Origin of the sequence: Changchengzhania lutea, from assembly GCF_006974145.1 — a bacterium.
Taxonomy (GTDB): domain Bacteria; phylum Bacteroidota; class Bacteroidia; order Flavobacteriales; family Flavobacteriaceae; genus Changchengzhania; species Changchengzhania lutea.
On the sequence record NZ_CP039456.1, the window covers coordinates 3,659,000 to 3,673,924 of the forward strand.

Annotated in this window: 13 protein-coding genes; 5 read left to right on the top strand and 8 right to left on the bottom strand. The window is 34.9% G+C overall.

The genetic code is table 11. The annotated features are described in order from the left end of the window. Positions 1-40 precede the first annotated feature (40 nt). On the top strand, positions 41-2,236 hold the full coding sequence (locus FAF07_RS16460; protein ID WP_142786143.1) for an amino acid permease: 2,196 nt from the start codon (positions 41-43) through the stop codon (positions 2,234-2,236). Positions 2,237-2,385: 149 nt separating this feature from the next. Here the strand turns inward: FAF07_RS16460 and FAF07_RS16465 are convergent, their stop codons facing one another. The 6 genes from FAF07_RS16465 to FAF07_RS16490 all read right to left on the bottom strand — a co-directional run bounded on the left by FAF07_RS16465 (position 2,386) and on the right by FAF07_RS16490 (position 9,262). Beyond that, positions 2,386-3,573 (bottom strand): serine hydrolase domain-containing protein, encoded by a 1,188-nt coding sequence (locus FAF07_RS16465; RefSeq protein ID WP_142786144.1) that lies wholly within the window; start codon positions 3,571-3,573, stop codon positions 2,386-2,388. 88 nt (positions 3,574-3,661) lie between these two features. Then, positions 3,662-4,771 (bottom strand): helix-turn-helix domain-containing protein, encoded by a 1,110-nt coding sequence (locus FAF07_RS16470; RefSeq protein ID WP_142786145.1) that lies wholly within the window; start codon positions 4,769-4,771, stop codon positions 3,662-3,664. A gap of 190 nt (positions 4,772-4,961) precedes the next feature. Next, a complete protein-coding gene (locus FAF07_RS16475; RefSeq protein ID WP_142786146.1) occupies positions 4,962-6,275 on the bottom strand; it encodes a DEAD/DEAH box helicase in 1,314 nt (437 codons plus the stop codon). A gap of 5 nt (positions 6,276-6,280) precedes the next feature. After that, positions 6,281-7,612, bottom strand: a complete 1,332-nt coding sequence (locus FAF07_RS16480; protein ID WP_142786147.1) for a DEAD/DEAH box helicase — start codon at positions 7,610-7,612, stop codon at positions 6,281-6,283. A 199-nt stretch (positions 7,613-7,811) separates the two neighbouring features. After that, positions 7,812-8,435 (bottom strand): peptidase associated/transthyretin-like domain-containing protein, encoded by a 624-nt coding sequence (locus FAF07_RS16485; RefSeq protein ID WP_142786148.1) that lies wholly within the window; start codon positions 8,433-8,435, stop codon positions 7,812-7,814. A gap of 377 nt (positions 8,436-8,812) precedes the next feature. Further along, on the bottom strand, positions 8,813-9,262 hold the full coding sequence (locus tag FAF07_RS16490; RefSeq protein WP_142786149.1) for a KTSC domain-containing protein: 450 nt from the start codon (positions 9,260-9,262) through the stop codon (positions 8,813-8,815). 445 nt (positions 9,263-9,707) lie between these two features. Here FAF07_RS16490 and FAF07_RS16495 point away from each other — a divergent pair, with 445 nt between their 5' ends. From FAF07_RS16495 to FAF07_RS16510, 4 genes are all read left to right on the top strand, one after another. Continuing rightward, positions 9,708-10,277: a Crp/Fnr family transcriptional regulator gene (locus tag FAF07_RS16495; RefSeq protein ID WP_142786150.1), complete on the top strand. Its 570-nt coding sequence runs from the start codon at positions 9,708-9,710 to the stop codon at positions 10,275-10,277. Positions 10,278-10,336: 59 nt separating this feature from the next. After that, positions 10,337-11,077, top strand: a complete 741-nt coding sequence (locus tag FAF07_RS16500; protein WP_142786151.1) for an acyl-CoA desaturase — start codon at positions 10,337-10,339, stop codon at positions 11,075-11,077. Positions 11,078-11,302: 225 nt separating this feature from the next. Beyond that, positions 11,303-11,935, top strand: a complete 633-nt coding sequence (locus FAF07_RS16505; protein WP_142786152.1) for a nitroreductase family protein — start codon at positions 11,303-11,305, stop codon at positions 11,933-11,935. Positions 11,936-11,951: 16 nt separating this feature from the next. Further along, a complete protein-coding gene (locus FAF07_RS16510) occupies positions 11,952-12,758 on the top strand; it encodes a type 1 glutamine amidotransferase domain-containing protein (RefSeq protein WP_142786153.1) in 807 nt (268 codons plus the stop codon). A 120-nt stretch (positions 12,759-12,878) separates the two neighbouring features. Here the strand turns inward: FAF07_RS16510 and FAF07_RS16515 are convergent, their stop codons facing one another. After that, positions 12,879-13,427 (bottom strand): DUF4251 domain-containing protein, encoded by a 549-nt coding sequence (locus tag FAF07_RS16515; RefSeq protein ID WP_142786154.1) that lies wholly within the window; start codon positions 13,425-13,427, stop codon positions 12,879-12,881. A gap of 127 nt (positions 13,428-13,554) precedes the next feature. Continuing rightward, the gene (locus FAF07_RS16520) at positions 13,555-14,922 is read right to left on the bottom strand and encodes an NAD-dependent succinate-semialdehyde dehydrogenase (RefSeq protein WP_142786155.1); all 1,368 of its coding nucleotides are present in this window, start codon (positions 14,920-14,922) and stop codon (positions 13,555-13,557) included. Between the last annotated feature and the right edge of the window lie 3 nt (positions 14,923-14,925).

A 14,925-nucleotide genomic window follows, 5' to 3' on the forward strand; every position in this document is an offset into this window, starting at 1 on the left:
AATTAGTAACTTCATGGACAGAATTTACTAAACCAATCCCATGAGTACTCCACCCAAAACCATAAAAAAATTCGGCACCCTTGGAGGTGTTTTTACGCCAACGCTGCTCACTATACTTGGTGTTATCATGTATTTGCGTTTGGGTTGGGTTGTTGGAAATGCCGGTTTATTGGGGGCATGGCTTATTATTATTATTTCATTTTTAATTACGCTATGTACGGCATTGTCCATGTCTGCCATTACGACAAATATTCGTATCGGTGCTGGTGGTGCCTATGCCATTGTTTCGCAAGCGCTAGGTTTGGAGGTTGGTGGTAGCTTAGGTATTCCAAGATATATTTCGCAAGGTCTGGCAGTAACGATGTATATTTTTGGTTTTAGAGAAGGTTGGCTAGGTATTTTTCCAGAGCACAATGCTTTTCTAATCGATATTATAGTCTTTGCATCACTTTTTACCATTGCTTATATCAGTGCTAATTTGGCCATAAAGACACAGTTTATCATTATGGGTATTATTGTACTCTCACTAGTTTCTATCGTTATTGCGGCTTATGATGGTTCTATGCAGCAACCCATAAGTGACTCTTTAAGTTGGGGCTCATTTAAGGGGTCGGCAGAAAATCGTTATAGCGGGAGTAATTTTTGGATTGTATTTGCCGTCTTTTTTCCTGCGGCAACTGGTATTATGGCTGGTGCGAATATGTCAGGTGAACTCAAGGACCCCAAACGAAGCATTCCTACAGGAACACTTTGGGCTATTGGAGTAAGTTTTGTAATATATATGCTCTTGGCATTTTGGATATCCCGCAGTGCGACAGAACAAGAACTCCTCACCAATTACTATATTATGGTTGATAAGGCCTACTTTGGGCCAATAATTATTGCTGGGATTTTAGGCGCGACATTCTCTTCAGCATTAGCATCTATTGTGGGATCGTCACGTATTTTATATGCCATGGGAGAACATAAGGTACTGCCCTTCTCTAATATGCTAGCTACAACAAGCCATAGTGGACAACCTCGAAACGCCATGATGGTGACTGGGATATTAATTTTCTTTACCTTATTGCTACGTAATCTTAACGCTGTGGCACCTTTAGTGACGCTCTTTTTTCTCATTACGTATGCCATGATAAATATTGTGGTGATTATAGAACAACGCTTGGGGCTCATTAGTTATCGACCTGTTTTCAGGATTTATAAATGGGTGCCTTATTTAGGATTAATCTCGTCCATTTTTGCTATGTTTATTATTAATCCTTCCATAAGTTTAATCTCAATTGCTATTGTTTTAATGGTGTATTGGTATTTGTCCCGTCAAAATCTGGAGACACCTTTCGAAGACGTGAGGTCTGGGCTTTTTGTGGCGTTTGCCGAATGGGCAGCCAAGCATACATGGGGAATGAAAAAAATGCAACAGCGTGCATGGAAGGCCAATCTTATGGTCCCAGTACGCGATGTCAACGGATTAAGGGGCACTTTTGAATTTTTGCGGAATATTGCCAAACCCAAAGGATCTATAAAGCTTTTAGGGATTGAGCCCTTTACAGAACAAAGCAAATTGATTGAGCAACTAGAAGATATTTCGGCATCATTTAGAATAAAAGGCGTGTTTTCGTCGTCAACGGTCATTCATGCCGATCAATTTGCCAATGGTATTAACTATGGCAGTCAGGCATTACAAGGTGCTTTTTTTAGACCAAATATTATGTTTTTAAATTTGCAGGATCATGACGATTACGAAAATGAACTAAAACCAGTGATGACCGAATCTATACGATTGGAAATTGGTATTCTGCTATTTAATCTGCATTCTAAAGCTTTATTAGGGCAACGGAATACCATTAATGTTTGGGTTAGTGAACGAAAAGGAAATTGGCAATTAGGCGGTTTGGATATTGGTAATTTAGACCTTTCCATATTAGTGGCCTATAAACTGAAAATGAATTGGGAGGCGCGCATACGGCTCATCACTGTAGTAGATAACCTAGAGGAAGAGACTGAAGCTAAAATGTTTTTAAAGACTTTAACGCAACTGGCACGCTTACCCGAGACCTTAACGGAAGTTTACTTAGGTAATTTTACAGACATGGTTACAAAAGCTCCTCCAGCAGATCTAAATATTTTTGGTATGCAAGATGCCCTACCTTACGACTTTATTAAAGACATGTCTCAAAAAACCAATAGCAGCTGTTTATTCGTAAGAGATTCAGGTCAAGAAAGTATATTGGCTTAATCGTTTTTCGATTTAATTAACTTTATTTAAATCGTTAATTATTTGAATATTAATTAATTAGTCACAATTAATTCAATTTTAACATTCACTAACTTATTTTGAAAGAAGGTGCTTTTGGATCTTGTTTTTATCCGGTATTATCCCATTAGTCAGTTTGATAATTCTGAAATTAAGCTTACAAAATCTGTAAACGAATCTGTTTGCGCATCAAAGCCATCAGGATCTGCACATCTAATAGCGACAATATTTTTCTCTGGAATTATAACTAGATAGTTTCCTCTATAACCGTCGGCATAATATGCGACAATTCTTTTTCCATAAATTCTTTTGCTAGACATGACAGAATGCGGTAATTGTTTATTGAGTACACTATTCCAACGGTCTCCAAATAGGTCTTTTAAATCTTTAAAGTAGTCATACTTGTTATTATAGAGTTTATGTTTTAGTGGTTTTATCTGTTTTAAAAAGTCCTTATTCACATTGGCCTTTTTCCATGAATCCCATATATCTTCATCAATAATTCGTTGTTCATATTCTGGTAAACGCCACCAAAGTAGCCCAAATCTAACATCAAATTCTTGCCCTTGTTTAAAGGATTCCTCAATCCAAGACTCACTAATCAATCTTTTTCCATTATATAGGCCTTCATTTAAGATTAATTGACCGAACTTTATGAAATCTGATGGTTTAATTACAAATGCACCATGGGTTGTAGGGTTTCCTTCTTTATCCTGTATCCAATTATAATTGGCAATATCCATAGGTTTGTAAAACTCTTCAATAAAAAAATGATCAAAACGCTTTCCAGAAGCCTTTTCAACAATACCGCCTAATAATGCTACAGCTTTATTATTATAGTTGAATTTATCGCCTGGAATACTCGATAGTTCTGCCGTGAGTGCTAATTTAATCACATTATTAATCTGAAAATCGGGTGCAGGTTCTAATTCAATCATAGGATTCGGATTATTTTGTAGACCAGAGGTGTGATTTAAAAGCATCCGTATGGTCACCTCACGTTTTTGGCCTTGCTTCCACTCCGGGAAAAGTGTGTAAATTGGCTGATCTAACGAATCTAACTGTTTGTTGTCTATCAATTTTCCAATGGCAAGACTCACTAATGATTTACCAGCAGACGCAATATAAATAGGCTTTTCTTCCTTTCCGAAATAGTCTTCGTATACCATTGTTTCACCCTTAATTATGATGACCGCATCAGAATGAGTTTCTCTAGCCTTCTCTTTAATTTTATTTAAGATAGTATCGTTAATAGTTTGAGAACTGAGGGTCGTATGGGCACAGGAAAATAAGATTAAATTTAAAATAAGTAAACGCATAAATTTATAGCTTGATTAGGCACAAATCTACACATACAACTTAGCACTAATTTATTTAATACATTACATCAGATACTGTGTAATGTATTTATGATTTTTTTAAATGCTTTATATACTCTTTTGGAGAGGTCTTCTTCATTTGTTTAAAATACCTGTAGAAAGAAATGTAATTTTTAAACCCACATTCACTCACTATATAATCTAATGAAAAGTCGTCATGGTCACCATTGTGCAACCTTTCCAATACCAGCTCAAGACGATATTCATTAATAAGGTCATAGAAGTTTTTGCCAAATCCTTTGTTTATAATCATGGAAAGCTTAGACCGACTCCAACCTATTGAATTTGCCAAAGTCTGTAAATTTAACTCTTGACTTGAAAAAGGTTTATTTTCAACCATAAAAGTTGTCAAGTCAGATTTAAAGACTTCTAAACCTTGAACCTTAATGTCAACGTCATTTTTGTCACCCGCTTGTGATGTGTTTGAATAATCAACAGTCCTGAGCGTAAGTATAGCGATAAGAATAAAATGTGGGATTAAAGAAAAAAGTATGAAGAGAATTTTGTCAAAAATCTCAGTTTCAAAATTAAAATACTGAATTGATAGCGCTATAGGAATAATGATAAATAGCAGACTTGATAACAACACCAATTTATTCGAAAACAACTGTAGTTCAATAGCATTGCTTGCGTATTCATTTAACAAATAGTGCTTATGCCTTTTATTTTCAATGAGTGTTTTAATACTATAAAATATGGCAAATATTAAATACAGCAGTATAATCCAAATAGGGTCATGTATTCCTGTTGTATAATACATATCCAATTTATCACTATTGCTCATAGTTATCGTTGGCAACAATAAAATAAATAGCAAAAAAGGAATTATAAAATGTAAATACTCATGGTTTAGTCTTTTATTTAATCGTTTCTGAAACACATAAATCAATGGAAGACTAAAGAAAAATAAAGGACTTGAAATAAATAGAAACTCAGGATATGATGCTTCCAAATCTGAAAACCTTATAATTCGTTCAAATAAAATTAAGCTTACAGATGCTAAAATTAAAATGATCCAAATTAATGGTCTTATTTTGTAATTGTTTTTATTGAAAACTAATATTACAACTGAAATAAAGGCATTAATAATACCACTAAATAGTAGTAAGGAAGACCAATCAAAAGACAACACATTCATAAAATCAACATATAATATTCTAAATTAAAGAAAATTATTAACTAAATTTTTTGATTTTTAACTTTACTGAGGAACCAGATTCATAAACTAATTATTAAAATTGAGAAAATGTGAATAGAGCTTATATTATATAAACTACAGTAGCTTATAAGAAATTTTAAGCGCAGATTTGATACTTAAATACCTACAATTAGATACTATATACCCGAACCTTTTTCTTCTTCAACCGTACATTGTTCAATTTTGACACCAATTCATCTGCAAGCGATAGTGGAACTGCAACAAAGGCGCAATCTGGCTTTAGCTCTATGGTCCCTAATTGGTCTTTATTAATAGCACCTTGCTTAAAAAATAATCCTGCTATGTCACCTTTGGAGATTTTATCTTTTCGTCCACCAGAAATAAACAAGGTTTCCCAGAATTGTGGTTTATGAGGTGCTTTCTTAGAAATATTTATACCTCTAACATCTTTAATAAATTCGGGCAGTAGCTCGTTTTCCCACTTTAAGACATAGGCTGTTCCTTTGGCGTTCACTCTTGCCGTTCGTCCATTTCTATGAATAAATTCTTCTTCATGCCGTGGCAATTCGTAATGAATAATATATTTCATTTCTGGAATATCGATACCTCTCGCTGCTAAATCTGTAGCAACCAATACTTGGGAGGTCCCATTTCTAAATTTAATCAGCGCCCGTTCCCGATCTTTTTGCTCCATGCCACCAGAAAAACAAGTATGGCTAATTTTATTTCGCTTTAAGAAGTTACTGACCTCATCTATGCTGTCTCTTAAATTACAGAAAATAATTCCGGGTTCATTACCAATATGTTGAACCAAATCCAACAAGGTTTTTAGTTTGTTTTTATTAGGAGAAACCACCGTTTTAATGGCTAGTTTAGATCCTTTTTTTTCTTTTAAATAGTTGACTATGGTGGGCTTATCCAATCGCACAAAACCTGGAATAGCAACCCCTTGCGTCGCCGAGGTTAAAATGCGTTTGTTAATACTCGGTAATTGACTTATAATGCCTTTCATTTCTTCCTCAAAACCGTCTTCCAATGACTTATCAAATTCATCTAATATCAGTATTTTTATACTTGCTTTAGAAAACCTGTCGCTATCAAAATGATCTAAAATTCTACCAGGTGTTCCTATTAAAATAGCAGGATTATGTTTGATTTCAATTTTGTCCTTAGACATCGGCCGCCCACCATAAACCGCATTTACTTTAAAACCAGAACCCATAGAGCGAATCACTTGCTCAATTTGAATGGCCAGTTCCCTTGATGGTACCAGGATTAATGCTTGAATTTCTTTAGACTCCGGCTTTAACACTTTTAAAAGTGGTAATGAAAAGGCTAATGTTTTCCCCGTTCCTGTAGGAGATAAAATGATGGTATTTGTTGTTGCTTCAATGACGGAAACAGCTTCCTCCTGCATCGGGTTCAAGGCATGGATATTTAGTTTTGTTAAAATATCCTGTTGATTTTTAATTGTATTTGCCATAATGATTATTTCTTATTAGACGCCTCAGACTTTGGACCATCGGTACCCGATTGTGCTAAGTAATTTGCTAATATTTTATCTACGAGTTCCTCTTTTGTTAAATGATGAAAAATGGTTTTTATCTTGGCTTTAAAATCTTCGGAAACGTCACGATTAGGTTTGGTCTTGAAAATTTTTTTAGCCCATAATAAGCCATTATTTTCTTCAATACTTTGTGCATCTGCTTTTTTCAATTCATTAAAAACAATACCCAATTCATTTTCAAAACCTGTAATATCGGGCACTTCTTCTTTTTGCAAAACGGTTAAGGAAAGTCCTTTTGCCCCTGCCCTAGCCGTTCGTCCACTTCTGTGCACATAGGTGTCATAGGTGTCTGGTAAATGATAATTGACTACATAGGACACTTCTTTGACATCAATGCCACGTGCTGCTAAATCGGTAGCAACCAAAATATCGATATAACCTTCACGGAATTGCTCCATAATACGATCGCGAATGCCTTGCGTTAAACTCCCGTGAATGGCTCCAGATGAGAATTTATTAATGGCTAATTTTTTTGCCAATTTATTAACGGCAGCTTTAGTTTTGCAAAATATAATACCGCGCTCACCTGCTTTAGAACTTAAAAAATGAAGGAGGACTTCTAACTTTTCGATGGGTTCTACAACCACATATTGATGGTCAATACCTTGATGGCCAACCGTTGCCATGTCTGCTTCAATATGCACAACATGTTTCGACATGTAATTTTGAACCAATTGTTTTATGGTTCCCGGCATGGTAGCTGTAAACAATAAAGTTCTTCTAGATTTAGGAATGTGTTTTATAATCGTGTCGACCTCTTCTTTTAAAGTGCTCACCATTTCATCAGCTTCATCCAGTACTAAATAGTTTAAGTTTTTAAGATGAATAGCATCGCGTTTAATTAAATCTACCAAACGACCGGGAGTGGCTACAACCACATGCGTTGCACTTTTTAAATATTCAATTTGAGGTTTGATGAGACTACCGCCACATAAGGATGCCATCGATATTTTTGGGCTATCCGCAGAAAACGACACTAAATTATTATAAATCTGTTGTCCTAATTCTCTGGTAGGTGCTAATATGAGCGTCTGTATATCGCTGCTTTCTTCATCAATCAGTTGTAGCAAGGGTAATCCAAAAGCAGCTGTTTTACCGCTTCCGGTTTTTGCCAAAACCACAAGGTCTTCTTTTTGATTTAGAACAATCGGAATCGTTTTTTCTTGTATATCCGTTGGGATAGAGATTTGTAAGTCGACTAAACTTTTTTGCAATTGTTTATTAATCCCTAAATCTGAAAACTGTTTTGACATAAAATATTTTTCAGCAAAGATAACCACACTTTCACAGGGAATGGCAGCAATTTGATTTGTTATTTATTTAATTGAAACGATGATAAAAACATTTGTAATGAGAAGGAGTTTTGGACAATTTCATTGTGCTGGATATCTAAAGTAAAAGCACATTCAAATAACATTTGAATGTGCTTTTACTTTAGTACTGAAAGAGTTTTTAATACTCTGCGTTTTCCTTGCCTAAAACAATATCTCTTTGTGCGACATACAAGCCTTCTTTTTTATCCAATTTAAGGATTCTATTCGGATTGGTTCTAATAATTTTTTCCCGACATGATGCGGTTAACGAAGGATCGTCATCAAAAAGAAAGGTCTCAATTTTTTGTTCTGGCTTGTTCGGGGCCTTAATAATGGGGAGTATTTGTGTCAGTTCATTGCCGTATATACTCTTTCCTGGGACAAACGTATAAAACGTATAGCGTCCGTCGGCATTCGTTTTTATCCAACCTCTGTGGTGTACGTAGCGTTTTTTATTTTGTCTTTTCAATTCAAAATTACCATCCTCATCAGTTTGATGAATAAAAAGCATAACATTCTTTGCAGGCGTTACACCATCACTTTCATAAATGGTTCCTGTAATTTTAAGTTTTTGTGATTTTGAAGAGAAATCAGGGATGGTGTCTGTGTTGTTCAATTGCTGTTCGCTATAATCATATATAGGACTTCGCTTTTTATAGTTTTCTGGAATGGTTTCCGAAACTTCTGCCGATTCTTGGGATATTAATACATTATTAACACATAGAAAACAGAAGAAACAAACGTAGGTAATTAGATTTTTCATGGGCCAAAATTATTAATTTGTTTAAAATTAAGGCTTTAGTATAAAAAATAACAAAAAACTATTTGAACGTTTAAATTTTAAGGTCGAACTGTTGTTGAAGGTAAATTTTACCGATAAAAGGACATTAATAAATGTAATCATCCAATCCATGTAAGTACAAATATGTCAAATATGACCTCAAAAAAAACATTTTAGAAAGAGAGCAGGAATAAAAAAATTCTTGAAATTTTGTATTTTACCCCACCCGGAACTGCAAAAAGGCAGTTCCGACCTCTCCAAAAGAGAGGTGAATCGGAAATCCCGAGGCAGGGCCATCGGAGAATTATTTAGATTAAATTAAGTTTGAAATAATAAAAACAAAACTATTTTGCCACTATTTAAGCGACTTGAAGATTCTTTTTTACTTTCCTATAGGTATAGTTGGGGTAAATGCTACGTTTAGCAAAACGGTTGATTTTGTTTGAATTAATCATTTTAATGTAAACTTGTTTAGTTACGCCAAAGTATTCGTATATCGTTCCGTCTGCAAAGGTAATCTCAAGCAGTAAGCCCTTATGCTGAAAATCCAAAACACCAGAATTCGTAATGGTTTCGGTATAATGTTCTAAGTTTGCTGCGATGGTTTCTGGAGCTATACTTATAAGAAAATGGTAGCCATCTATAATCTTACGGCTATTAAGTTCAGCTTCTTGAAATAAAACGTCACCTTCTTGAAACTTATCAGGATGCCATTCTTTAACCAAATTGCGGTATGTTTTTTTTAGATTTTTAAGGTCGATATCCTTATCTATACTAAACAGTTTCTTATATTCATTTATACGCTTCATAACCAGATTTTTTTGAGGGTGCAAAAGTACGGTATTTATTCACATTAAAGATCCAAATATTTATAATCATTATTGTCCGATAAAAGAATTAAGACCGCTGCGCTGCTAGAGCAAAGAATCAAGACGTGGTTTTAACTAACTGATAATCAATATATAATACATTTATCACTTCAGAAAGGATATAATTTGTGTTTTTTGTAAAAGCAAGATGCAAATCTTAAAAAAATCTTTTGCCCCATGCCCAACCTATTGTTCGGGCTGTTTTACAAATTTTAATCGGATATTATTGATTTATAATTAAAAAAACGCGGGAATAAACTAGTCATATGAAGGTTTTTAATTCACGCTATATGCAGCACTAAACTGTAAATGGCATGAACTTTGAATATGGTAAATCGTAATATGAATCGTTATATTTGTATTTATAAAACTACTCCAATTCCCTGTGCAGCAGATAAAAGATTACTTAGACCAAATTGCAACCATCTCAGATTTTGATTGGGATTTTTTTATTTCAAAAATGCAACGTCAATTTATTCCTAAGAAAACAATCTTTTTAAAACTAAATGAGGTTGAAAATCATATTTCCTTTATAGAATCTGGCACCGTACGTTTATTTATACCCAAGGAAGACCCAGATAAAGAAATTACTTTTGGTTTCAGTTTTGAAAATCAATTCATAAGCGCTTACGATTCTTTTTTAACACGTAAACCATCTGCGTATCAACTACAGGCTTTAACGGATACGACCTTACTGAGTATAACGTATGACGATTTACAAGAGGTTTATACCACGACACTAATGGGAAACCTAGTCGGTAGGTTGACTGCGGAGCGACTATTTTTAATCAAATCGAGTCGTGAGCAAAACTTATTGAATCTCAGTGCAGAGGAACGTTACGTAAAGCTATTTAAAGAACGTCCTGAATTATTAAAGGTCATTCCGCTAAAGTACATAAGTTCTTATATTGGCGTTACGGCACAGGCATTGAGCAGAATTAGAAAGCGGGTTTAATTGATTTAGGTTCATTGTTTACATCAAACATTGAAATTATCTTTGTCAAAAAAAACATTATGACTATAGTTATTCTAGTTCTAGTCCTTTGGTATGGCGGATTATTTTTTCAATCCTTCTTTTTACATCGGTATGCGGCGCATCAGGTTTTTACCATGTCTAAAACTATGGAACGTCTCACGTTTATCTTTACGTGGCTTTTTCAGGGTCCTAGTTACTTAAGTGCGTATGGTTATGGTATTATGCATAGAATGCACCATGCTTATACAGATACTGAAAAGGATCCTCACTCCCCTTCTTATGACGATAATTTATTCGCTATGATGTGGAAAACAAAAACAATATATCAAGATATCAATCAACAACGTGTTGCGGTTGATGATCGTTTTACAAAAAATGTTCCGCAGTGGTCTGGATTTGATGCGTTTGCAAGCTCAAGATTGTCAAGATTATTGTGGGTGTCTTTATACATCCTATTTTTTATATACTTTGTGTCTTCTTGGTGGCAATGGCTATTGTTGCCTGTAACATTCTTAATGGCGCCCATTCACGGGGTCATCATTAATTGGTTTGGGCATATTTATGGTTATGTGAATTATCAGATGAAAAATACAAGTAAAAATTTATTCCGATTTGATTTTCTAATGATGGGTGAAGGCTATCATAACAACCATCATAAACATGCCAGTCGTGCGAATTTTGGTGTAAGATGGTATGAGATCGATATCACTTATCTGATTATTTTAACCTTAAACAGCATAGGCATTATCCGTTTGAAACCTATTTCAATAAAAAAATAATTACAGATTTTATTTAAAGGATTTATTTAGAATTTAGTCTGATAACCTTAATACCTTTTAAATAATTCACCGTTACTTTTTTAGATTGTTCCCGTATACAGTCTAGCTTAAAGAAGGTATATTCTATTTCTAAAATTTTAAATCGCAAATCAGCACCCATCTAAGGGAAAAGCGTTAATGCAGCACACTTTAATTTTATAATTTCGCATAGAACAAAAAATAACTATGGAATTATTAAATAAATTAAAATGGCGTTATGCTACCAAAGCCATGAATGGTAAAGTTGTACCACAAGGCAAAGTGGATAATATTATAGAAGCAGCTCGACTTGCACCAACTTCAAGTGGCTTGCAACCCTTTGAAATTATTGTTGTAACAAATAAGGACATTAAGGAAAAAATTAGAAAAGTAGCCTGGAATCAATCCGTTGTTACAGAATGCTCACATTTATTGGTATTTGCGGCATGGGATACTTATACCGAAGAGCGTATTAATTATATGTTCGATTTAACCAATGAAATTCGCGGGTTTAAAAATGAAGGTTGGGAAAATTACAGACAACAGCTTTTAAATTCATATCCACAAAAAGATGCTGAAGAGAATTTTCAACATGCTTCAAAACAAGCATATATAGCCTTTTCACAAGCGCTTGCTGCTGCAGCTTTTGAGAAAGTGGATGCTACACCAATGGAAGGTTTCACCCCAGATGCTGTTGACGATATTTTAGGACTTAGAGAAAAAGGACTGCGCAGTGCCGTTTTACTTCCGATTGGATATAGAGATGCCTCCGACGATTGGTTGGTTGATTTGCCCAAAGTTAGAAAATCCACTGATGATTTAATTACCCTAGTCGATTAATTTAAATATAAGAATTATGAAACTAGCTAAGACGCTAGCCTTATTATTAACGATAATAAGTATTTCCAGTTGCAATAACAAGAGTGAAAAACAATCTTCTGAAACCGTTTTAGAAGACACTATTAATAAAAAAACAAAAAAAGAAATGAAGGTATTATTTGTATTGACGTCTCACGATAAATTAGGCGATACAGGAGAAAAAACAGGGTTTTGGGTTGAAGAATTTGCAAACCCATATTACACACTAACAGACAAAGGGGTTACCATAACCTTGGCGACACCAAAAGGAGGAAAAGCACCAATAGATCCAAGAAGCACTACAGAAGATGCTACTACTGAAGCAACAGAGCGTTATAATAAGGATGCTGATGCACAAAAAAAAATTAACAATACTATGGTTTTAGCTGAAGTTAATCCGAAAGATTATGATGCCGTATTCTATCCAGGTGGTCATGGGCCATTGTGGGATTTAGCGAACGATGCCTATTCGATTACACTAATCGAAACATTTAACAAACAGAATAAGCCTATTGCTTTTGTTTGTCATGCTCCAGCAGCTTTAAAAGGTGTAAAAAAAGAAGATGGTTCGCCTTTAGTAAAAGGTAAAAAAGTAACTGGATTTACAAATTCTGAAGAAAAAGCAGTTGGACTAACAGATGTTGTACCCTTTTTAGTTGAAGATATGTTGAAAGAAAACGGTGGCATCTACTCTAAAGGTGATGATTGGGCCGTGTACACATTGCAAGACGGTAATTTAATTACAGGTCAAAATCCGGCTTCGTCTGAGATGGTTGCTGAAAAATTATTGGCCATGCTTAAATAAACAGTTAGAGCTTGTACGATACTAATAGCCTATACATTTTAAAAATGTATAGGCTATTCTTTATACCATTGGTTTTTTTAATACGTTCTTAACGTGCTAATGGATAAACTTTAAAAACCTCTATTTTTCGACAGTAAGAGAATCAACTGTACCACTGTATCGAATGTTAAAACGTTGTGTACTGTTAATATCAATGGTACTCGTTAAATTGGGAAATAATTTAATATAAATTTGATAGTTTTCTGATCTTGAGTTTTTATCATCGATCTTAAAGCTAATAGCATAATCAGATTTTTGCCCTTTAGTAATTTGCAGGCCTTTTGGTATGCCAGCGAACTCTATACCTGTTTTATTGCTGTAGCCACCTCCAAATTGTCGTTCACCATAATATGGTAAATATGCCATAACGCTATCCTTGGTCATGGTCAAGAAATTAGCATTACCAATAAGACTGATGTTTCCTGCTGTATTTCCAGGACCAAATATCCCGGTGTTCCCCAGCTGTTGCATGGCGTTGGTAACTTGCGGTTGGGCAGATGTTGATACTATTTTAAAACGCTTATTACTAACCATAGCATCAAGCGCTTCACTTGTTTTTTTGGTACTTCTAAAACTAGAACCACAAGAAACAATACCAAAGACTATCAAAGTAATTAGAATTTTTTTCATGTGTTTATATTTATTGTTTTTTATTAGTCACATGCGACATCCATTTAATCATTTCACTTGGGTATCAAGTTTTAGTTATGGATGTTTCATGTCATTTTATATTTTCAAATAAATTTTGAACCTAAAGTTAATCAATCCAAATGGATTTTGTATTCACAAATTCGCGAATACCATAACTAGAAAGTTCCCTTCCATATCCACTGTTTTTAATACCTCCAAAAGGTAGTCTAGGGTCTGATGCCACTAATTTATTCACGAAACTATTTCCTGCTTCCAGTTGAAGCGCTACTTTTTCACCTCGATTTTTATCGCCTGTAATAACGCCAGAACCCAAACCAAAATTCGAATTATTAACCAATTCAATAGCATGATTTTCATTTTTGGCTTTTATAACCGATGCTACTGGGCCAAACAGTTCTTCATCAAAACCTTCCATACCTGGTTTTAAATCCGCTAGAATAGTAGCAGGGTAATAAGCGCCCTTTCTATCCGGCACAACACCCCCTAAGACCAATCGGCCACCCTGTGCTATTGTTTTTTCCACCTGTTCATGAAGTTCGTCTCTTAAGTCCGCTCGGGCCATAGGACCATAATAGGTGTCTTCATCTGTAGGTGCTCCCATTTTAGCAGTTTTCATTTTCTTGGTAAACAGTTCTAAAAAATCATCATAAATGGCATCGAGCACTACAAACCGTTTGGCTGCAATACAGGTTTGTCCATTATTTTGTAATCTCCCGAAAGTAGCCAACTCGGTAGCTTCTTCTAAGTCAGCATCGTCTAAAATAACATAGGCATCACTCCCTCCCAATTCCATAACAGTTTTCTTTAAATTTTGTCCTGCTATTGAGGCGACAGAACGCCCCGCAGGTTCGCTACCAGTAAGGGTAACGGCAACTATATGATCGTTTTCAATAATATTTTTTACATATTTAGCACTTACATTCAAATTTGTAAAAGCCCCTTTTGGAAATCCTGCTTTTGTAAAGGCGCCTTCTAAAGCAAAAGCACAACCTTGTACGTTGGAGGCGTGTTTTAATACCCCAACATTACCCGCCATTAATGCAGGTACTGCAAAGCGAATGACTTGATAAAACGGAAAATTCCAAGGCATAACCGCTAAAACAACCCCAATAGGTTGAAATGTCACATAGCTCTTCGTGGCCTCTGTTTCTACGGTTTCATTGGCCAATAGCTTACTGGCGTTATCGGCGTAATATCTACAGATCCAGGCACATTTTTCAATTTCTTTGCGTGACTGACCAATGATTTTACCCATTTCCTTGGTAGCCAGTTGCGCATAGGTTTCTTTATATTCATCCAAAACATCTGCTAATTTATGCATCAGTTTTGCTCGTTTTTCAAATGAAAAATGTTTCCACTCTTTAAAAACCTTATTCGCCAGTGTTATTTTATTGGTTGCTTCATCAGCAGTAATACGTTCATATTCGGCTACTTTTTCACCGTTTGCTGGATTAATTGTTATTGTAGTAGACATATT

Bases quoted from the DNA above. Each gene is read 5' to 3' on its own strand.
- FAF07_RS16475 (WP_142786146.1), bottom strand. From the start codon at position 6,275: ATGGCAAATACAATTAAAAATCAACAGGATATTTTAACAAAACTAAAT.
- FAF07_RS16485 (WP_142786148.1), bottom strand. From the start codon at position 8,435: ATGAAAAATCTAATTACCTACGTTTGTTTCTTCTGTTTTCTATGTGTT.
- FAF07_RS16500 (WP_142786151.1), top strand. From the start codon at position 10,337: ATGACTATAGTTATTCTAGTTCTAGTCCTTTGGTATGGCGGATTATTT.
- FAF07_RS16515 (WP_142786154.1), bottom strand. From the start codon at position 13,427: ATGAAAAAAATTCTAATTACTTTGATAGTCTTTGGTATTGTTTCTTGT.
- FAF07_RS16490 (WP_142786149.1), bottom strand. From the start codon at position 9,262: ATGAAGCGTATAAATGAATATAAGAAACTGTTTAGTATAGATAAGGAT.
- FAF07_RS16505 (WP_142786152.1), top strand. From the start codon at position 11,303: ATGGAATTATTAAATAAATTAAAATGGCGTTATGCTACCAAAGCCATG.
- FAF07_RS16520 (WP_142786155.1), bottom strand. From the start codon at position 14,922: ATGTCTACTACAATAACAATTAATCCAGCAAACGGTGAAAAAGTAGCC.
- FAF07_RS16465 (WP_142786144.1), bottom strand. From the start codon at position 3,573: ATGCGTTTACTTATTTTAAATTTAATCTTATTTTCCTGTGCCCATACG.
- FAF07_RS16510 (WP_142786153.1), top strand. From the start codon at position 11,952: ATGAAACTAGCTAAGACGCTAGCCTTATTATTAACGATAATAAGTATT.
- FAF07_RS16460 (WP_142786143.1), top strand. From the start codon at position 41: ATGAGTACTCCACCCAAAACCATAAAAAAATTCGGCACCCTTGGAGGT.
- FAF07_RS16470 (WP_142786145.1), bottom strand. From the start codon at position 4,771: ATGAATGTGTTGTCTTTTGATTGGTCTTCCTTACTACTATTTAGTGGT.
- FAF07_RS16480 (WP_142786147.1), bottom strand. From the start codon at position 7,612: ATGTCAAAACAGTTTTCAGATTTAGGGATTAATAAACAATTGCAAAAA.